Source organism: Streptomyces sp. CG4 (assembly GCF_041080655.1).
Classification (GTDB): Bacteria; Actinomycetota; Actinomycetes; order Streptomycetales; family Streptomycetaceae; genus Streptomyces.
The window spans coordinates 1,397,763-1,416,135 of sequence record NZ_CP163525.1 but is presented as its reverse complement, the minus strand read 5'-3'; the positions used below and the strand labels follow the sequence as shown (position 1 = coordinate 1,416,135).

Below are 18,373 nucleotides of genomic sequence, written 5' to 3'. Positions count from 1 at the left end.
CCCTGGAGGACCGACTGATGGCCGACACGATGACGGTGCTGGTGACCGGTGCCAGCGGTTTCGTGGGTGCGGAGGTGACCGCCCGGCTCACCGCCGCGGGCCACACCGTGCTGACGCTGCTGCACCGCAACGGCGACCTCGTCCGCAACAACGGCAGGAAACTCACCCCCGGGCCCGGCACCCTGACCCGGATCACCGGCGACGTCACCCGCCCCGGCCTCGGACTGACCGACGACGGCCGCAGGCTCGTCGCGAGCGCCGACCGGATCGTGCACTGTGCCGCCGTCACCGACTTCGGACTGCCCGATGACCGGTACGAGAGCATCAACGTCGCCGGCACCCGGCATGTCCTGGACCTCGCGCTGGCCCACCGCACCCCGCTGGTCCACGTCAGCACGGCCTATGTGTGCGGGGAACGCGACGGCATCGCCCGTGAGGACGAACTCGATGTCGGCCAACGCCCCGGCAACGGCTACGAGAAGAGCAAGCTGACCGCGGAGACCATGGTCCGCAAGGCTGCCGCGGAGGGACTGCCGGTGACCGTGGTGCGCCCCAGCATCGTCACGGGCGCCGCCCGCACCGGCTGCGCCCGCGACTTCAAGACCATCTACCCCGTACTCAAGGTCATCACCAGGGGCCTGGTGCGCACCGTCCCCGGTCACTACGACGCCGCCCTCGACCTGGTACCGGTCGACCACGTCGCCGACCTGGTGACCGGGGCCGCCACCCGCTTCGAGGACGCCGAGGGGCTCACCCTGCACGCCGTCGGTCAGGTGCTGACCCTGAGGGACTTCTCCGACGTCCTCGCCGAGTACCCGTCCTTCCAGGTCGCCAGGTTCGTCCCCCCGTCCGCGTTCTCAGCGTCGGCCCTGCCCGACCGTGAACGCCCCTACTACGACCGCGTCGTCTCCCTCTACAACACGTACTTCAGGCGGCGCATCCACTTCGACGACACCCACGCCGCCGCCTTCAGCGGCCGTCCGGCATACGCGGGCGGGCGGCCCTACCTGCGCCGTCTCCTCGACCACTGCCTCAAGGTCGGCTACCTCGGCGCGCCCCCGCCCAGGGAGCCTGCCGCCGCACCGACCGACGGGAGCACCCAGCGATGAACCACCCCGAGCCCGCGCACGGCATTCCGGTCTCGCCGCTGCTCACCTGTGACCCCGAGAAACAGCGGCTGTACGGCGCGGACACGTACTACCAGGAGAGCTACGAACAACTCGCCGCCCTCACCGACGACGTCACCGGCTTCGCCCACCGTCACGCCGCGCTGCTGCTGAAGCCGGACGCGGTGGTGGCCCGCAGGCTGGACGCGGCCGTCGAATGGCTGACCGGGCAGGGCTTCCGGATCGTCGGCGCGGCGACCACCCGGCTGACCCGGACCATGATCCGTTCCCTTTGGTACTTCCAGTGGAACCTCGCCACCCCCTACCGCAGGCGGCTCGCCGCGCTCTTCCTGGAGGACGCCGACGCCCTCGTCCTGCTGGTCCGTCCCGAGCACGACACCGACGTCCCGGCCTCGGTCCACCTCACCAGCCTGAAGGGGCCCACCGACCCCGAGGCCCGCAAGCCCGGTCAGCTGCGCCACCTGCTGGGCCGCTACAGCTATCTGCTCAACCTTGTGCACACGCCCGACGAACCCGCCGACGTCCTGCGGGAGCTGGCCGTCCACTTCGACGAGGCCGAGCGCGACCGCCTCTTCCGCTCCGCGCTCGCGGACGAGGACCGTTCCGGGGACGCCCTGGAGCTGGCCCACTGGCTGTACTCCGCCACGAAGCCCCGTGAACTCGACTTCGAGCCCGCTGTCGAACGCCTGCGCGATGTCATCGCCCGCCATCCTGGCCTGGACCCGGCCGCCTCCCCGCGCGAACTCCTGGAATCGGCCTGGCACCACGGGATGGACCTCGACCCGTGGGACACCGTCATCGTCGGCTCGAAGGTTCTTCCCATGCGGCAGCCCGGCTGGCTCCCCGTGCTGGACGGTGCCGGCGTCGACGAATGGCGCAACCACCTGGACGCCGTACGCGGCGCCTCGACCTGAGGAGCGACCCATGCAGTTCGCCCGGACACTTCCGAAGGAGCTGGTGCACCGGGCCGCGATCGCCGAGGTCTTCCTGACCGATGCGGAGCGCCACAGCGACGACGAGGTGCTGCTCGCCGCGCAGCTTCCCCGCCTGCACGCCTTCTACGACGACACCCTGGGACCCCGCACGCACCACGACCCGATGCTGTTGTTCGAGGCGTGCAGGCAGGGCATCTTCGTGGTGGCCCACTCGTACTTCGGTGTCCCCCTTGGGCACAAGTTCCTGCTGCGGACCGTCGAGTTCGAGATGCCCGATCCGGCTGCCCTGGCGTCCGGTGCCACGCCCACCGAGGCCGTCATCGCCGCCTGTATCGAGCGCCGGATCCGGAGCCGGGCCGGGGTGACGGGACTGCGGCTACGCTTCACCGTGACCATCGGGGCACGCGAGGCCATGCTGGCCCGCATCGATTACTCATGGATGCCGCCGGAGGACTGGACGCGCCTGCGGGCCGGGCAGCGCGAGGCACTCGGCCTGCCCGAACTCCCCGTCGCGCTGCCCGGACCACGGATCGATCCCGCCCTGGTCGGCCGGAGCGACCCGGCCAATGTGGTCATCTCCTCGCCGCGCACCCCGGGCGACGGCATACGCACGGCCCGTCTGGTCGCCGACACCATGCACCCGACCCTGTACGACCACTGGGTCGACCATGTCCCCGGGATGCTGGAGCTGGAAGCCTTCCGGCAACTGGCCGTGAACGCAGCCGTCGCCGCGGGCACGGTGCGCGCGGCCACCGCGCTGCCGGTCGCCCTGACCGCGAGGTTCAGGTGCTTCGCCGAGATGGACCTGCCCCTGGAGTGCCGGACCGCTCCGGTACTGCCCGGCACCGACATCGAGTGCACCCTGCACCAGCCCGGCGCCCTGGTCGCCGAGGCCGGCATCCGGCTCGCCGACCGGGACACGGCCCTGGCGGGCATCTCCGCGAGTCCGGGGACACACGCGGGCGCCTGAGCCCCGCGACACGACCGACACCGCACGACACATACCCGAACAGGGGGACACCCCTCAGTGACCACCGTCGCCGCGCCCCAAGTGCCCGCCCGGCTGGGCCGTTTCGTACTGCGCATGTTCCGGCCCCACATCTACGCCACCTACGGACTGCTGTGGGTCCTCGCCCTGGAGGGCTCGGCGGTGGAGCTGACCGGCACGCCCTGGCGGCCGTCCGGCGCCACCTGGGTGCGGGTCGTCAGCGTCGTCCTGGCCCTGCTGTTCCTGCGCATGCTGGACGAGCAGAAGGACTTCGAGTACGACCGGGTGCACCACCCGGACCGGCCGCTGGTCACCGGTGCGATCACCGTGGCCGAGCTGCGCGGCGCCATGGCCGCCCTCACCGCGGTCGTGGCGGGCCTGAACGCCGCCCTGTCGGCGACGGCCGTCCTGTTGATCCTGGCGGCCCTCGGTTACGGACTGTTCCTCGCCGCCCTGGAACGCCTGTCGACGGCGGTACGCGACCGGCAGCTGCTCAACCTCGCGGTCACCTACCCGGTGCAGGTGCTGCTCGGCGTCTATGTGTGCGGCTCGCTGGCCGCCGCGGGGACCATCACCGCCGACTGGCGCGAAGCGGTGCTTCTCGCGCTGTGCGCTTGTGTGTTCCTGCACTTCGAATTCGCCCGCAAGACGGCCTGGGAGGCGGAGCCGGGCACCCGCCTGTACTCGGCCGACCTCGGCCCCCGGCGCAGCGCGGCGATCACCGCGAGCCTCGCGGCCGGGGCGGTGGGTTGCCAGGTCGTCCTGTTCGCGCCGGACGGCCCGCTCGGGCTGCTGCCCTGCCTGATGGCGGCCCTGCCGGCCTGGGGCACCCGACGGTTCCTGGCCGCGCGCCACGGCGGCTGGCCGCTCGTGACCGCGATGGGCTTCATCGTGGGGACGTACCTCGCCCTGGTCGTCAGGGCGGTGCTGCTGCCGTGAGCGCTGAACTTCCCCTGTCCTGCGAGGAGTTGCTGACCACCACGCGTTCCGTGCGGCGCGGCCTTGACCTGGCGCGGGCGGTGGATGCGGAGCTGGTCGAGGACTGCCTGCGCGTCGCCCTGCAGGCACCCAACGGCAACAACCGGCAGAACTGGCGCTGGATCCTGCTCACTGACCCGCAAGTGCGTGCGGACGTCGCCGAGGTGTACCGGGCCGCGTTCTACGACCGCAACGCCGCCGCCCTCGAACGGCTGGACGAGCTGCCCGAAGAAACCCGCTCCGTGCTCACCGCCGCCCGGGGGCTGGCCGACCGGCTGCACCAGGTGCCGGTGCTGGTCATCCCCTGCCTCGAACTGGCCGACGGGCGGCTGCCGGAGGGCAATCAGGCCGGTCTGTGGGCGTCGCTGCTGCCCGCCGCCTGGAGCTATGCGCTGGCCGCGCGAAGCCGCGGTCTGGTGACCGCCTGGACGGCCGTCCATCTGGACCGCGAGCGGGAGGTAGCCGATCTCCTGGGCCTGCCGTCCACTGTCCGCCAGGGGGCCCTGCTGCCGACGGCGTACCCGCTGCGCGCCACGTTCCGGCCGGGGCCACGGCTGCCGCTGAAGGACGTCCTGCACCACGACGGCTGGCAGGGCGGGGACCTGACCTGACCGAGAAGGCCGGCATGCCGCCCATGGTCGGCAGGGCCTCCAGCACACCGCCACTGCGGCTGAGTACGGCCTCGCTGCCCTTCACGAGGTAGCGCAGCGGCATCAGGTTCACCTGGAGAGTGCTTCTTTCCGCGGAGCCAACAGGACCCTGGACAAGTCCCATCGTTGCAGGTCGGCGATCCAGCGCTGCACGAACGATGCGCCGGTGTGGACATCAGCAAGAGGGGCGCCACCCGCCGTTGGTGCCGCCTTGAGGCGATCGGCACCGTCCTGAACCCCCGACGCACCCTGATTGTCCGTCAGTTCGAGGTGTATGGCGTCCAGGCCGTCGGCTCCCGGAAGCTCGTCGCCAACGGCCAGCAGGCGCTGATCCAGGCGAACAGGCCCGCCGAATGAGCCCCCCGAGGCTGCTGTGTCGTGTCAAGCCGCTTGAGGAAGCTCTTCCACGTCCGGCTGACTCCTTCGTTCGACGATCTTGAAGATCTGGCGGCAGATGTTGAGCTTGAGGCAGCGCTGTGCGTCGCGGGGGCTCTTGCCTCGCCGACACAGCGGGCGACGTACGCCTTCGTGGCGGGATCGAGCCGCATCCTGATCAGGGTGATCGTGTGCATCGCTCGGTTCAGCTGGCGGTCGCCGCCCCGGTTGAGCCGGTGCTTGTTGGCCAGGCCCGACGGAACCGGGATCGGCGCGACGCCGGCGAAGGAGGCGAAGGCGGCCTCGGAACGGAACCGGCCCGGATGCGACCAGCTGACCAGGATCTGAGCTGCGGTGATCGCACCGACGCCAAGCAACTCCAGGAGTTCGGGGGCTTGTTGGCGGACGAGCTGGAGGAGTTCGTTCTCCAGCTCGCGGGCCTCGGCCTGGAGGTGCCGGATGCGCCGGGCAGTTGACCGCGGAGCGCGGATGGTCATGCGGTGCTCGGCGGACAGCGCGGGGCGGAGCTCAGGGTGATGGTCTCCACCGGTTGTCTGGGGAGTGTGCTGCACTGCCGGAGCGGCCGTGGGGTGCATGCCGCCGTGCAGCCTTGTGGGGCCGACCGAAGGCCGGGCGGGGTCGTCGTACGCCTCGGCCCGCTGGTGACGGAAGCCGACGCCGAGGTGGTCGGGGCGTGGCTGCGGGCCGGGATGCCCGACGACGGCTCGCTGCCCGATCGGCTCCGAGCAGAACCCGCGCCACGGCACGTCGCCCACCTCAACCGACGCACAGATGCCGGCCGTGCGAGACAGGCGTCAGCCGGGGTCGCGTACGCCGAGGCGCAGGTGCTCGATGTGGTGGACGGCCTGGTCGAGGAGTTGGGTGACGTGGTCGTCGTAGAGGCTGTAGACGATGCGGCGGCCGTCGCGGCGGCTGGTGACCAGGCCGAGGGCGCGCAGCAGGCGCAGTTGGTGGGAGACGGCGGACTGTTCCATGCCGATGGCGCAGGCGAGTTCGCCGACGGGGTACGGGCGCTGTCGCAGGGTGGTGAGGATCAGCAGGCGGGACGGTGTGGCGAGGGCCTGGAGTGTCGTGGCGACGGAGGCGGCGGTGGCTTCGTCGAGCCGGGCGGCCGCGAGGACGTCGCGGCCGCCGGCGTCGAGGTCATCGGCGTGCACGGGCGCGGGCCTCGCGCGGTGGGCGGATCAGCTGGAGGGCCAGGGTGGGGGGCGGTTGGGCGATGCCGGGTCCGCCCGCCTGTGCCCAGTGCAGCAGGTCGTCGGTGCTGTCGTCGTCCATGGCGAAGCCGACCCAGACGGCGCGGCCTCCGGCCCGGCGCCCGGCGGTTGAGGGTTGGACGACGATGACGTTGGCCTGGTCGCAGGGGCCGAGGCAGTCCGTCGTACGGACCTGGAAGCCGTGCTCTGCCGCGCCGGCGCGCAGTCGGTCCAGTTGCCAGGCGTGGTCGGTGCCGGGGTGCTTGCGTGGGTTGCCGCAGCAGCAGCCCCGGCACACGACGAGTGTGCAGGGGCGGGGAGTGGCTGCCCGGATGACGGAACGGTTCACGGACTGGTTCACAGCGCGGTCCGGGACGGCACGCCGTAGGTCCGGATCCGGCCGTCCCGCCAGGCCACGGTCAGCAGGTGGGGGCCTGCCCAGGCGAGCGCGCCGACGGCCGCGCCGGTGCCGTCCAGTTCGCGCACCGGGCGCAGGCGCGCCTGTGGCCGTCCTGCGGTGGCGTGCCACAGGGCTACGGTGCCGTCGGCGCCGCCGCTGGCCAGATGCCCGGCCGCGCCCGGCCGCCAGGCGAGCGCGGTCACCGTCTCGTGGCAGCGGAGCGAGCGTGGTGCGGTGCCCTCCGGGCCCTTGCCGGAGAAGTCCCAGACGGTCACGTCGGGCGCGCCGTCGGCGGCCAGCCAGAAGCCGGTGTCGTCGAAGGCGAGCCGGGAGACCTTCTCCGGGTAGCCGGACATGGTGAGTTCGCCGCCGTCGCGGGCGCGCCAGATGTGGATGGAGGCGTCCTGGTTGCCGCTGCAGATCCACCTCCCGGTGGGCGCGACGGCGAGTGCGAGGTGCGAGCCGACGTAGGGGTAGGTGGCGACCGGCTTCTCGGTGTGCCGTTCGTGGCAGCGCACGGCCCCGTACGCGGCCACGGCCAGGCGCCGGCCCTGCCGCATCCAGGCGAGGTCGGTGACGGTGGACGCGGCGGGCTCCGTACGCCACAACTCGCCACCGCCGGTGTCCAGGACGAGGGCCCGGCGCCCGGAGGCGACCGCGACCCGCTCAGTGTCCGCCCAGGCGGCGGCCGCCGACCAGGCACCTGACTCCCGTAGCGTCGTCCGCCCGTCGGAGCGGCGCCACAACGCGTACCCCAGGGGGCCGGTGGCGACCAAGTGCTGGGCGTCCGGGGAGAGTTGGACCTTCAGTGCGCCTCCAGGCAGGTCGAGCGTGCCGATCTCGGCGCCCATCGCCGCGTCGAAGATCTTCACGGTGCCCTCGGCGCCCGCGGCGGCGACCAGGTCACCGCGCGCGCTGAGTGCGACGGGTACGTCGTCGACGTCGGTCTCCCACGCGGGCGGGGACTCCACTGCCGTGCTCATGCGATCGCTCCCGCCGTGGCCAGGCAGTCTGCGAAGCCGCGCTGCAGTGCCGCGCGGTCGAGGTCGCGGCCGATGAACACGAGCTTGTTCGTGCGGGGTTCGCCCTCCTGCCAGTCGCGTCCGAAGGTGCCGTCCAGCAGCATGTGCACGCCCTGGAAGACGTACTGCTTGGGCGCTCCGGCGATGGCGAGGATGCCCTTGGAGCGGAAGAGGTCGACGCCCTTGGTGCGCAGCAGGGAGCCGAGCCAGGCATTGAGGCGGTCCTCGTCCAGCTCGCCCGCCAGCTCGATGCCGACCGAGGTGACGGTGGTGTCGTGCTGGTGCTCGGTCTCGGTGAGGAAGGCGGGGTCGTCGGCAAGCACCCGCTCCAGGTCGAACGCGCCCACGTCCAGCACTTCGTGCAGATTGATGCGCGCGTGCTGTGCGGGGATGATCCGCACTCCGCCGTTGATGGCCCGGATGCGGCGTACGACCTGTCCGATGGTCTCCTCGTCGGCCAGGTCGGTCTTGTTGAGGACGACGCGGTCGGCGAAGGCGATCTGTTCGACGGCCTCGTTCTCCACGCCCTCCGGCTTGATCTCGTCCAGGTGCTGGAGCACGTGTGCGGCGTCGACGAGCGTGACGATGGCGTCCAGCCGCAGCTGGGAGGCGATTTCGTCGTCCATGAAGAAGGTCTGGGCGACGGGCGCGGGGTCGGCGAGGCCGGTGGTCTCGATGAGGATGTGGTCGAACTTCTCGCGGCGCCGCATCAGCGCACCCAGGATGCGGATCAGATCCCCGCGCACGGTGCAGCAGATGCAGCCGTTGTTCATCTCGAAGATCTCTTCCTCGGCGTCGAGCACGAGCGCGTCGTCGATGCCGACCTCGCCGAACTCGTTCTCGATCACGGCGATCCTCATGCCGTGGTTCTCGGTGAGGATGCGGTTGAGGAGGGTGGTCTTGCCGGCGCCGAGGAAGCCGGTCAAAACGGTGACGGGGACCCGCTCGTCGCGGGGCTGGCCAGGTTCGGGGGTGGTCAAGTCGGTCTCCTAGTCGTGCTGTTCGGCGGCGAGCAGGGCGGCGCGCAGGTCGTCCTTGGTGATCTGGTCGGCGGGGCGGTGCAGGGTCCAGCGGCGGGCCGCGCCCTCCATCGGGAGCACGACGACGACCGTTTCCAGTGGCGGGCAGCCCGGTTCGGTACAGGCGAGCTGGCGGATCAGGACGGCGGTGTCGTCGTCGAGATCGAGGAGAGTGCGCACGGTCTCCTTCAGCTCGCGCAACTGTGGACTGGGTCCCCGGGGCCCGGGGCGCGATCCCAGTGGCATGGCGGTTCTTCTCCTTCGTCCCCGGACGGTCGGCCTCCGTCTGTGCGGGCCAGACAGTCGGCGCAGACGCCGGTGAGTTCGACGGTGTGCTCGACGGCGGTGAAGCCGGTGTCGGCGGCGATCCGGCCCGCCCACTCCTCGACGACCTCGGAGTCCACCGGCCGGCTGCGACCGCAGTCGCGGCACATCAGGTAGTGGCGGTGTCCGTCGGCGGGGCGCAGCCGGTAGAGCCGCCCGCCGGCCTCGTCGCGTACGACGTCCACGCCGCCGTCCGCCTCCAGCTCGCGCAGGGCGCGGTAGACGGTGGTCAGGCCGATTATGTGATCGCCGGACACCAGATGGGCGTACAACTCCTGGGCCGACACGAAGTCATGGCAGCCCGCGAGTGCGCGCGCGACGGCCTTGCGTTGTCGGGTCGTCCGGCCGCCCATGGCGCATCACCCCCTCTGGCTTGTGCCGGGTCGGCACGCTCCACCGTAGATGGAAATGAAATCCATGTCCATATGAACGCCCAGTCATGTGTGGCTGGGCGGCATCGCCTGGGTTCAGTAGTGCTGCCGGAGCAATCAGACGGCAGCGGCCCGCCGCACCTGCGCGGGTACGGCGGGCCGTGGGGCTGGGCGAGTCAGGGCTGGCCCTCCGTGCGGGCCCGGGTCCAGGCGGCCTCGCGCAGCAGGCGCAGGCCGTTGAGGCCGACGATGACGGTCGAGCCCTCGTGGCCAAGGACGCCGAGCGGCAGGGGGAGGGTGGCCGTGAGGTCCCAGACGACCAGGCCGGAGATGAACACGGCGGCGATGGCCAGGTTCTGCACGACCAGGCGGCGGGCCCGGCGGGAGAGGGCGATGACGGCGGGCACGGTGGCCAGTTCGTCGCGCACGATCACCGCGTCGGCGGTCTCCAGGGCGAGGTCGGAGCCGGCTCGGCCCATGGCGATGCCGGTGTGGGCGGCGGCCAGGGCGGGCGCGTCGTTGACGCCGTCACCCACGACCAGGACCTTGCGGCCGGCCTGCTCCAGTTCCCTGACCGCGGCCACCTTGTCCTGCGGGAGCAGCCCGGCGCGGACGTCGGTGATGCCGACCTCGGCGGCCAGGTGGGCGGCGGCGCGGGAATTGTCACCGGTGACCAGCGTCGGCGGCGTTCCGGCGAGTGCGGTGAGCGATGAGATCGTGGCGGCGGCGTCCGGCCGCAGTCGGTCGGCGATACCCAGGACCCCGGTCGGCGTGCTGTCGGCCACCACCAGGACCGCGGTACGCCCGCTGTCCTCCAGCTCGGCGGCGACGGCGGTGTGCGCGACCTCGGCGCTGGACAGCAGTCGGGCGGGGGAGCCGACCGCGATCTTGCGGCCGTCCACGGTGGCGGTGACTCCGGCGCCTGGGGTGGAGGTGAAGTCCTCCGCGACGGGCAGGGCGAGACCACGGGCACGGGCGGCGTCCACGACGGCGCGGGCCAGCGGGTGCTCGCTGGGGTGCTCGGCCGCCGCGGCGAGCCGCAGCAACTCTCCCTCCGTCAGCCCGGATCCGGACAGCGGACGGACGTCGGTCACGCGCGGGGTGCCCTCGGTGAGCGTGCCGGTCTTGTCCAGAGCGACCGTATCGATCTGGCCGAGGCGCTCCATCACTACGGCCGACTTCACGAGGACACCGTGCCGTCCGGCGTTGGCGATCGCGGACAGCAGCGGCGGCATGGTCGCCAGGACGACCGCACACGGCGAGGCGACGATCATGAAGGTCATGGCCCGCAGCAGCGAGCCGGTCAGCGCGGCGCCGAACGCGAGCGGCACGGCGAACACGGCGAGTGTGGCCGCCACCATGCCGATGGAGTAGTGCTGCTCGACCTTCTCGATGAACAACTGGGTCGGCGCCTTCGTCTCCGACGCCTCCTCGACCATCTGCACGATGCGGGCGATCACCGAGTCCGAGGCGTCCCGCTCGACCTTGATCCGCAGTGCGCCGGTGCCGTTGAGGGTGCCCGCGAACACCTCGTCGCCGAGTTCCTTCGCCACGGGCAGCGGCTCACCCGTGATGGTGGCCTGGTCTACCTCGCTCGCCCCGCCCAGCACCCGCCCGTCGGCGCCGATCCGCTCGCCGGGCCGCACCAGGACGGTGTCCCCGACGGCGAGATCCGTGGTGGGCACGGTCTCCTCGATGCCGTCGTTGTGCAGCCGGGTCGCGGTGGCCGGGGCGAGGTCGAGCAGTCCGCGCACCGAGTCGGCGGTACGGGCGGTGGCCAGCGCCTCCAGCGCGCCGGAGGTGGCGAAGATGACGATCAGCAGTGCGCCGTCCATGACCTGGCCGACGGCGGCCGCCCCGAGCGCGGCCACGATCATCAGCAGGTCGACGTCGAGGGTCTTCTCCCGCAGCGCCTGCAGCCCGGCCAGCGCCGGCTCCCAACCGCCCGCAACGTAGGCGAGCCCGTACAGCGATCCCCACATCCCGGCGGGTGCGCCGGTCAGCTGCAGCGGGAGGGCGAGCAGGAACAGCACTGTGGCCGCCGCGGCCCAACGGGCCTCGGGCAGCGCGAAGACCCGGGTTCGCCGCCGGGAGGGGGCGTCCGGGCGCGAGGTCGCGGCGGGCGCGGGCCGCTCGGTCAGGGTGGAAGACATGACGAAGAACCCTTCGGGAGGGCGGGACGGTTCGACTCAACCACCATACAGGTACATATGAAGATCTCTTCAAGTGTTGCTTGTATGATGGCCACCATGGGCCATGGAGCAGCTCCCGCGAAGAACCGCGTCCCGCGCACCCGCTTGGACGCGGACAGTGCCGCCCGGGTGGCCACCACCCTCCAGGCCCTGGCGACCCCCTCCCGGCTGCTGATCCTCTCCCGCCTGCGCGAGGGCCCCTGCGCCGCCACCGAACTCGCCACCGAGGTCGGCATGGAACAGTCCGCCTGCTCCCACCAGCTGCGCCTGCTGCGCAACCTCGGCCTGGTCGTCGGCCGGCGCCAGGGCCGCTCGGTGATCTACGCGCTCTACGACAACCACGTCGCCGAACTCCTCGACCAGGCCGTCTACCACATCGAGCACCTGCGCCTCGGGCTCAGCGACGCCGGCGACGAGGACCAGGCGGAGGATGCACGGCTCGCTAGAGCCGATTGACCTGGACGGGACCGCAGTCAGCGCAGACGCCCTGCACGCCCAGCACCGCCACGCCCGCTACCTCCGCGACCGCGGCGCCCATCGCATCGCCGTCGTCAGGCCGAACGATCCGACGCTCTACGACCGGATCCGCCGCCTGCCTTGGAAGGAGATCAGCGTGGACCGGTCGAACGCACCCGGGCCCGCCACCGGTGCGCGATCCGCCGCCCGAAGACCGCCGCGTTCCGCCACATCGCCTCCCCGGGAGCCCGTCAGGCCCTCCAGGGCGTTGGCTGGAGGCGGGACCTCAGCGCCGGGACGCTCACGATCGAACAGGTCTCCCTGGTCATCAGCAAGCTTCCGCAACCTCGCGATCGGCCTCCACCGCCAGAACGACCACCGTGGCCGCGCGTGAGCACCACCCCCGGTGGCTCTGCGCCCTTCCGGCGCGCTTTCTCCTGCGTCCGGCCGCGCTCGACGAGCCGCTTCACGTGAGGGGGGAGTGGCTTGGGCGTCGTGGAGATGACGACCTGGGTCACACCAGGCCTTGTCGAATGCCCAGCCACGCAGATTGTCCGGCGTCTCCGCACCGAACCCGCGTATCAGCGTGCTGTTCTTCAGCCGGAGCGTCGTCTCGCTCAGCGACGAGTTGTACTTGGCCACGTCCTCGGGCGGGATCACGGACAGCAGACCGGACTTCGGGGAGCCGAAGCAGATGTCCCGCACCAAGGTGGCGTTCTTCGCGACCACGGCGATGTGCAACCCCGGCGTCTTCGCCCACTCCCTGACCGTCTCCGCCGCCGTCCGTGACGTGCCCCAGCCTCGGCCGGTGAGCAGCATCCACACCGTCCACAGCCACGACGGCTGCCGCTGCGCCGCGCTGGCATGATGGTGCAGCCAGCCTTCATGCGGGAGCCCGTCACAGCCGGGAACCTCGCACGCCCACCGGCGCGCCGACAGCTCATCAGCCCGGACCAGCTCGGCGACCTCCGCCTTCAGCTGCTCCAGGTTCATCACCGACGGGTCGGCGAAGCTCTCGATCATCTGGCGTTTCGCCCGCCCTCGGATCACTGCGCGCCCTCGGCCAGCCGGCGCTCCAGCTCCCGCCGCAGCTGATCCATCCGGGCCCGACGCTCCTCATCCGCCAGGGCAGCAACATCCGCACCCTGCTCCTGAGCCTCCGCCGTCACGGCCGCCGACGGCGCCTCGCCGACTGCCCGCCGCTCGATCTCCGCCGCCACTTGGATGTACCGCAGCAACTCCGACGGCGACAACTCCCGCGGGTCCAGAGGCTGCAGCCGTGCCACGGCCTTGCTCTGTACCGCCTGCGCCAACTTCGCGTGTCTGCGAGCGATCTCCCGCTGCGCCTGCCCCTGCGTCTGCTCGGCGAGGAACAGGCGATCCTGTTCACGCTCGTACGCCACCGACCGCATCACCCACGCGTACTGACGCGACCACCGGCCCAGGAGCGTGCGAGATCTACCCAACTCCCGTGCCACCTTCGTGACACTCCGAGCAGGGCCCAGATCGCGATATACGGCGAACGCCTCGAATGCCTGACGGGACTCACCGTCCTGGCGCTCCCAGGAGTCGACGACGCACCGGGCAACCACCGGTTGGCCCTCCTTCTCCCCATGCGCCACCGAATCCCGGCCACCTGCACGGACCAAGGTTGGATGTCCCAGCGCCTGTCGCCCGCGTCCGCGGCGGAGACACGTGAAGGCCACACCACACAGCCCGGTGTGGATGCGGTCGCCGGGCGCGACCCGGTCGCCCGACGTTGGCCCTGCCCAGGCAGAGCCAACGTCCATCACTCGACGGCGGCGGCGTACAGGGCCAGACACCACCCCCCTGAGCACGCACGGGGCCGTCTACGCGGCGGGGGTGAGTTCGGCGCGGCCGAACAGCAGCGCGTAGCCGGAGGGGAGCTGGTGCAGGATGCGGGTGGTGAGGTCGGGGCCGGCGTAGGCGGCGACGGCGGAGAAGACGGATCCGGTGTCCCAGCGGGTGGTGGCCAGGGAGGCGCCGGTGCGGGCGGCGAGGTCCTTGACGAAGGCCCAGCCACCCAGCGGCTGGGTGTCGGGGATCTGGGTGGTGAGGATGCGTGCGGCTTCGAAGGGGAGACGGGCGGCGAGGTCGACGCGTTCATCGCCGGTCAGCTGGCGTCCCAGTCCGGCGAGGACGAGGCGGACGGCTTCCTCGGCCTTCTCGCGGGTGGGGTAGGCGCCCTCGTAGCGGACCTTTTCCAGCATCTGCTCGTACGCCCTCCCGTAGGAGTGCTGGAGCGGCGTGTGCTGGTCGGTCATCACGGTCGTTGCCTTTCTGTCACTGGTGTCGTGGTGGCCGGTGTGCGGTCACCGGGGGTGGGTGTCAGGTGGGCTGGGTGGCCGAAGAGGAGTTCGTAGCCTGCGGGGAGCTGGAGCAGGATCTCCTGGAGGAGGTCGTCGTCGGCGGCGTGGGCGACCGTGGACAGGACGGCGCCGACGTCCCAGGCCGCGGTTTGCTCGGTCGCGCCATCGATCCAGGCCGCCGTCGCGTGCACGAACCGCTCGGGTGCAGCGGCTCGGCGCTCTGGAGCGGGTTGAGCAGGATCAGGGCGAAGTCCTCCGGCAGACGCGTCGCCAGCTCGGCGCGTACCTCGCCTCCCAGGTGTGCGCCCAGCAGGGCGAGCGCCACGCGGGCCGCGCGTTCGGCTTCCTGCGCTCTTCCTCGGTTCCCCAGGGGTGCGGAGGACGGGCGAGGGGGGGAGATCAGGTACCCGTCCTCCGCCGCTGTTCAGCCCTCGTCTGTCCGGCTCAGCCGGAGATCTCCTTGCGGCCGGATCCCACGCCGATGGCGATCTTGCGGGGCTTGGCGCGCTCGGTGATCGGGATGCGCAGGGTGAGCACGCCTGCGTCGTAGTCGGCCTGGATGTGCTCGGTGTCCAGCGTGTCGGCGAGCACGATCTGGCGGGAGAAGACGCCAAGGGGCCGTTCCGACAGCTCCATCTGCACGTCGTCGGACTTCGTCACGGGCCGCCGTTCGGCCTTGACGGTCAGCATGTTGCGTTCGACGTCGATGTCGATCGCGTCCGCGCTGGCGCCGGGGATGTCGAAGGCCACCACGTACTGGTCATCCTCGCGGTAGGCGTCCATCGGCATCGGGGATGGCCGCGACCAGGTACCTGGGCCGATCAGCTGCTGTGCCAGCCGGTCCAGCTCACGGAAGGGGTCAGTGCGCATCAACATCGGAAAACACCTCCAGGAAGGTTCGGGCAGTTGCTGCCAATGCGCCTCACTGAAACCGTTGTAACATGTCATCCAATGGATGACAAACGTGGTGTCGTCCAAAGGATGACCATCTGAGGGAGGTGCCCATGACTCCGGCCGACCAGCCGGCATCGTCCAGCGCCGACGCACCAGGCCCGGCTTCGTTCCTCGCCGCCGCGGCAGCCCTTCACGCCATAGACGACGCCCTGCATGCCGCCCGGCACGAGAACCCCGGCACCGCCGAGACCCATGACGTCGGCCCGGAACAGGCCCTGGCCTCCCTCCTGCTGCTGCGGCAGGTTCGCGAACAGCTCGCCGGATGGGAAACCGGCCTGATCGAAACCGCCCGCCAGGCGGGTGCCAGCTGGGCCGACCTCGCCCACCCCCTCGGCGTCGCCAGCCGCCAGGCCGCCGAACGCCGTTACCTGCGCGGCCGTCCCGGCCCCGCAGGAACCACCGGCGAACAACGCGTCCAGGCCACCCGCGAACGCCGCGCCGCCCAACGCACCACCGCCGCTTGGGCCCGCCGCAACGCAGCCGACCTGCGCGGCATCGCCGGCCAGATCACCGCCCTCACCGACCTGCCCGCTGCAGCTCGCGTCCCGCTCAGCCAGCTCCACGCGGCCCTCGCTCACGACGACCCCGCCGACCTCATCCGCCCCCTCAACGCCACCCGCCCCCACCTGACGACCACCCACCCCGACCTCGCAGCACGACTCGACACACTCACAGCTCCCTGAACCGCCACCCCAGCGTTGTCTCAAGGCAGACCTGGGGGTGGGCACTGACGTACCGTCACACGCGGAAAGCCACAGGGCTGCCGGTGGACTGGGCGGCAGCCGGACGCGAGATCACCATCGCCCCAGGTGGGACGGAACTGCCTCTTGGCGTTATCGATGTCGCGCTCAACACATCCGCCGCCGACGACTGAACAGCCCGGCAACGCCTCTCCGTGACCGCAGTCGCTCCGGGAAGCGGTACGTTCACCGCTGGCGGGGCCAGATCAGGACCGACATCGGGGCTGTGCAACCAGTGAGGTGGTTGACGGGGCAGACCCATCACCCCTCGAAACCGCTGTACGCCGCTGCGTACACGCGTACTGCTCGACCACACGGCGGGTGTCGCGGCGGAGTCGACGGAACGGGCACTGGGCGAAATGTGGGCGGCAGGCGTGGAGCTGTCCGGGGAGCCCGTCGTGGCGGCTGGCTGAAACGGAGGCGGTAGGAAGGTCAGGACTGCGATCGTGGCGATCGGCGTGGTGGTGATCTTCGTCATGCTAGTGGGCAACCTGCGCGGAGTACGCCAGGCGGGCGCCGTCTTCGCCGCACCCACGTACGCGTTCATCATCGCGACTCTCGCACTTGTGGCCGTGGGCCTGACCGACGCAGCAGGCCGCGGATTCCAGCCCACACCGACGCCCCGGCTGCCTGTCACGGAAGGAGTCACCCTCCTCCTGGTCCTGCGGGCCTTCGCCTCCGGATCCACGGCCTTGACCGGCATCGAGGCGATCTCCAACGCAGTACCGGCAATCCGCCCCAAGGAGTGGCGCAATGCCCGTACGACGCTGACCTGGATGGTCACCCTGCTGATCATCCTGTTCGGCAGCACAATCGCCCTGGTCCACCTCGACGGGGTGGTGCCGCACGGCAACGAGACCGTGCTGTCCCAGCTCGCCCGCCATACCTTCGGCCCCGGAGTCATGTACGGCTACGTACAGGTGGCGACGGCCGCCATCCTGCTGCTGGCCGCCAACACCGCCGTCAACGACTTCCCCCGCGTGCTCTTCCTGCTGGCTCGCAGCGGCCACGCCCCGCGCATGTTCCTGCGCGTAGGCGACCGGCTCGCCTTCAGCAACGGAATCATCGTCCTCGCCCCGGCCGCGATCGCTGTCTTCGCCGGGTTCGCCGGCAACACCCAGTCCCTGATCCCCCTGTACGCCGTCGGGGTGTTCCTCGCCTTCACCCTGTCGCAAGCCGGCATGGTCGTCCACTGGCTGCGCCACCGCGATCGGGCCCATTGGCGCAAAAGCCTGGTCGTCAACGCCACCGGCGGCCTGCTGTCCGCCATCGTCTTCATCACCGCCGACATCACCAAGTTCACCGAAGGCGCCTGGGTCGCCGTCCTCGTGACCGGAGTCTTCGTCCTGCTTCTCCTGCGCATCCACCGCCACTACGACCTGTGCGCCAAGGCCCTCGCCCTGCACCCCCACGCCATCGAACTGCCCAAGCGGTCGACGGCCGGTTCCGGACGGCGCGTACGGCCGACTGCCACGCCCCCTGCGGCAGCGGACACCCAGGCAGAGGAAGGTGAGAGCGAGGAAAGTCCGGAGGAGGTCAGCCACCTGGTCATCGTGCCCATCGCCCGGCTCGACCTCGCCGGCATGCGCGCCCTTGCGTACGCGGCCTCCCTCGGACAACCGGTGCTGGCCCTGCACCTCAGCCCGACGGAGAACGAGGCGGAACGCTTCCGCGGCTACTGGGCGACCTGGGCGACCACCTCCCGCTTGAGGTCGTCGTCTCACCCCCACCGTGCGATCGTCGCCCCACTGGTCCACTACATCGAGTCCCTGCACCACCAACGGCCCGATCTCACGCTGACCGTGATCCTCCCCGAAATCGTGGTGCGCCACTGGTGGCAGCGCATGCTCCACAACCTGACGGCACCCCGACTGCGGCGGGCCCTGCGACCACTGCCGAAGATCGTCATCACGACCATCCCTTTCCATCTGCCCAGATGGACGAGCTGCCACAAGTGCCAGCAGATGAACCGGCAGCTCACCGTCCAGGAGTCCCCGGCACGAGTTCCCCCGCGGCATCTGCAGCGGCAAGCGCGGACAGATCATGCAGGCGTACCGGACGGGGCGGGGCTGGACGTCGCCCTTGAACAGCTGCGGGCGCTGTCCGCCGACCAGCGTGAACACGACGTCCCTCGGGGACACGGCCCCCTGGACGAGGACGCCACCCTGCCGGGGCCGCTACAGCTTCCGCGTCGGTGTCCCGGTCGGAGGCCTGCGCCCGTTGCGTGACCCGGTCGCCGCGGAGGGCGAGGAGGATGACGCGCGGTGAGTTCCGCCAGACGCCTCGGGGTCCTGC

At 71.0% G+C, this 18,373-nt stretch carries 20 protein-coding genes and 2 pseudogenes; 10 read left to right on the top strand and 12 right to left on the bottom strand.

The annotated features are described in order from the left end of the window. Positions 1–17 precede the first annotated feature (17 nt). The 5 genes from AB5L52_RS06515 to AB5L52_RS06495 are packed head-to-tail and all read left to right on the top strand — an operon-like array spanning position 18 to position 4,639. A complete protein-coding gene (locus AB5L52_RS06515) occupies positions 18–1,109 on the top strand; it encodes an SDR family oxidoreductase (protein WP_369362955.1) in 1,092 nt (363 codons plus the stop codon). Beyond that, complete coding sequence (locus tag AB5L52_RS06510) at positions 1,106–2,041, top strand: nucleoside-diphosphate kinase (RefSeq protein ID WP_369362954.1); 936 nt, start codon at positions 1,106–1,108, stop codon at positions 2,039–2,041. The genes AB5L52_RS06515 and AB5L52_RS06510 overlap by 4 nt, the downstream gene beginning before the upstream one ends. 10 nt (positions 2,042–2,051) lie before the next feature. Beyond that, a complete protein-coding gene (locus AB5L52_RS06505) occupies positions 2,052–3,032 on the top strand; it encodes a ScbA/BarX family gamma-butyrolactone biosynthesis protein (protein WP_369362952.1) in 981 nt (326 codons plus the stop codon). A gap of 57 nt (positions 3,033–3,089) precedes the next feature. After that, positions 3,090–3,989 carry a hypothetical protein gene (locus tag AB5L52_RS06500; RefSeq protein ID WP_369362950.1) on the top strand — a complete coding sequence of 300 codons (900 nt, stop codon included), beginning with the start codon at positions 3,090–3,092 and terminating at the stop codon, positions 3,987–3,989. After that, positions 3,986–4,639: a nitroreductase family protein gene (locus AB5L52_RS06495; protein ID WP_369362948.1), complete on the top strand. Its 654-nt coding sequence runs from the start codon at positions 3,986–3,988 to the stop codon at positions 4,637–4,639. Before AB5L52_RS06500 ends, AB5L52_RS06495 begins: the two co-directional genes overlap by 4 nt. 299 nt (positions 4,640–4,938) lie before the next feature. Here the strand turns inward: AB5L52_RS06495 and AB5L52_RS06490 are convergent, their stop codons facing one another. From AB5L52_RS06490 to AB5L52_RS06455, 8 genes are all read right to left on the bottom strand, one after another. Beyond that, positions 4,939–5,820, bottom strand: a complete 882-nt coding sequence (locus AB5L52_RS06490) for a transposase (RefSeq protein ID WP_369362946.1) — start codon at positions 5,818–5,820, stop codon at positions 4,939–4,941. 48 nt (positions 5,821–5,868) lie between these two features. Next, positions 5,869–6,231, bottom strand: a complete 363-nt coding sequence (locus AB5L52_RS06485; protein WP_369362945.1) for an ArsR/SmtB family transcription factor — start codon at positions 6,229–6,231, stop codon at positions 5,869–5,871. Next, positions 6,218–6,619 carry a (2Fe-2S) ferredoxin domain-containing protein gene (locus AB5L52_RS06480; RefSeq protein WP_369362943.1) on the bottom strand — a complete coding sequence of 134 codons (402 nt, stop codon included), beginning with the start codon at positions 6,617–6,619 and terminating at the stop codon, positions 6,218–6,220. Before AB5L52_RS06480 ends, AB5L52_RS06485 begins: the two co-directional genes overlap by 14 nt. Before the next feature lie 8 nt (positions 6,620–6,627). Then, positions 6,628–7,653, bottom strand: a complete 1,026-nt coding sequence (locus AB5L52_RS06475) for a WD40 repeat domain-containing protein (RefSeq protein WP_369362942.1) — start codon at positions 7,651–7,653, stop codon at positions 6,628–6,630. Beyond that, the gene (locus AB5L52_RS06470) at positions 7,650–8,672 is read right to left on the bottom strand and encodes a GTP-binding protein (RefSeq protein WP_351023016.1); all 1,023 of its coding nucleotides are present in this window, start codon (positions 8,670–8,672) and stop codon (positions 7,650–7,652) included. Before AB5L52_RS06470 ends, AB5L52_RS06475 begins: the two co-directional genes overlap by 4 nt. Before the next feature lie 9 nt (positions 8,673–8,681). Next, positions 8,682–8,912: a hypothetical protein gene (locus AB5L52_RS06465; protein WP_351023013.1), complete on the bottom strand. Its 231-nt coding sequence runs from the start codon at positions 8,910–8,912 to the stop codon at positions 8,682–8,684. Then, a complete protein-coding gene (locus AB5L52_RS06460) occupies positions 8,900–9,388 on the bottom strand; it encodes a Fur family transcriptional regulator (protein ID WP_369362941.1) in 489 nt (162 codons plus the stop codon). The genes AB5L52_RS06465 and AB5L52_RS06460 overlap by 13 nt, the downstream gene beginning before the upstream one ends. Before the next feature lie 194 nt (positions 9,389–9,582). Further along, complete coding sequence (locus tag AB5L52_RS06455; protein WP_369362940.1) at positions 9,583–11,559, bottom strand: heavy metal translocating P-type ATPase; 1,977 nt, start codon at positions 11,557–11,559, stop codon at positions 9,583–9,585. A 96-nt stretch (positions 11,560–11,655) separates the two neighbouring features. Here AB5L52_RS06455 and AB5L52_RS06450 point away from each other — a divergent pair, with 96 nt between their 5' ends. Together AB5L52_RS06450 and AB5L52_RS06445 are read left to right on the top strand one after the other, a co-directional pair. Beyond that, positions 11,656–12,054, top strand: a complete 399-nt coding sequence (locus AB5L52_RS06450) for a metalloregulator ArsR/SmtB family transcription factor (RefSeq protein WP_351023006.1) — start codon at positions 11,656–11,658, stop codon at positions 12,052–12,054. 550 nt (positions 12,055–12,604) lie between these two features. After that, complete coding sequence (locus AB5L52_RS06445) at positions 12,605–12,922, top strand: hypothetical protein (RefSeq protein ID WP_369362939.1); 318 nt, start codon at positions 12,605–12,607, stop codon at positions 12,920–12,922. Between the two features lie 178 nt (positions 12,923–13,100). Here the strand turns inward: AB5L52_RS06445 and AB5L52_RS06440 are convergent, their stop codons facing one another. The 4 genes and pseudogenes from AB5L52_RS06440 to AB5L52_RS06425 form a co-directional block, all read right to left on the bottom strand. Next, complete coding sequence (locus tag AB5L52_RS06440; RefSeq protein WP_369362938.1) at positions 13,101–13,646, bottom strand: hypothetical protein; 546 nt, start codon at positions 13,644–13,646, stop codon at positions 13,101–13,103. A 258-nt stretch (positions 13,647–13,904) separates the two neighbouring features. Further along, a complete protein-coding gene (locus AB5L52_RS06435; RefSeq protein WP_369362937.1) occupies positions 13,905–14,342 on the bottom strand; it encodes a DUF2267 domain-containing protein in 438 nt (145 codons plus the stop codon). After that, positions 14,339–14,787: pseudogene (locus tag AB5L52_RS06430) on the bottom strand (DUF2267 domain-containing protein). Before AB5L52_RS06430 ends, AB5L52_RS06435 begins: the two are co-directional and overlap by 4 nt. A gap of 41 nt (positions 14,788–14,828) precedes the next feature. Continuing rightward, entirely contained in the window at positions 14,829–15,260 is a 432-nt protein-coding gene (locus AB5L52_RS06425; protein ID WP_369368827.1) for an Hsp20/alpha crystallin family protein, read from the bottom strand. Between the two features lie 128 nt (positions 15,261–15,388). On the opposite strand from AB5L52_RS06425, the gene AB5L52_RS06420 reads away from it, so the two are divergent. The 3 genes and pseudogenes from AB5L52_RS06420 (at position 15,389) to AB5L52_RS06410 (ending at position 18,306) form a co-directional block, all read left to right on the top strand. Further along, positions 15,389–16,021, top strand: a complete 633-nt coding sequence (locus AB5L52_RS06420; protein WP_369362936.1) for a type III effector protein — start codon at positions 15,389–15,391, stop codon at positions 16,019–16,021. A gap of 347 nt (positions 16,022–16,368) precedes the next feature. Next, positions 16,369–16,491, top strand: a pseudogene (locus AB5L52_RS06415) (nicotinamidase); the annotation flags it as partial. Between the two features lie 33 nt (positions 16,492–16,524). Beyond that, on the top strand, positions 16,525–18,306 hold the full coding sequence (locus AB5L52_RS06410; protein WP_369362935.1) for an APC family permease: 1,782 nt from the start codon (positions 16,525–16,527) through the stop codon (positions 18,304–18,306). The last annotated feature ends 67 nt before the right edge of the window (positions 18,307–18,373 follow it).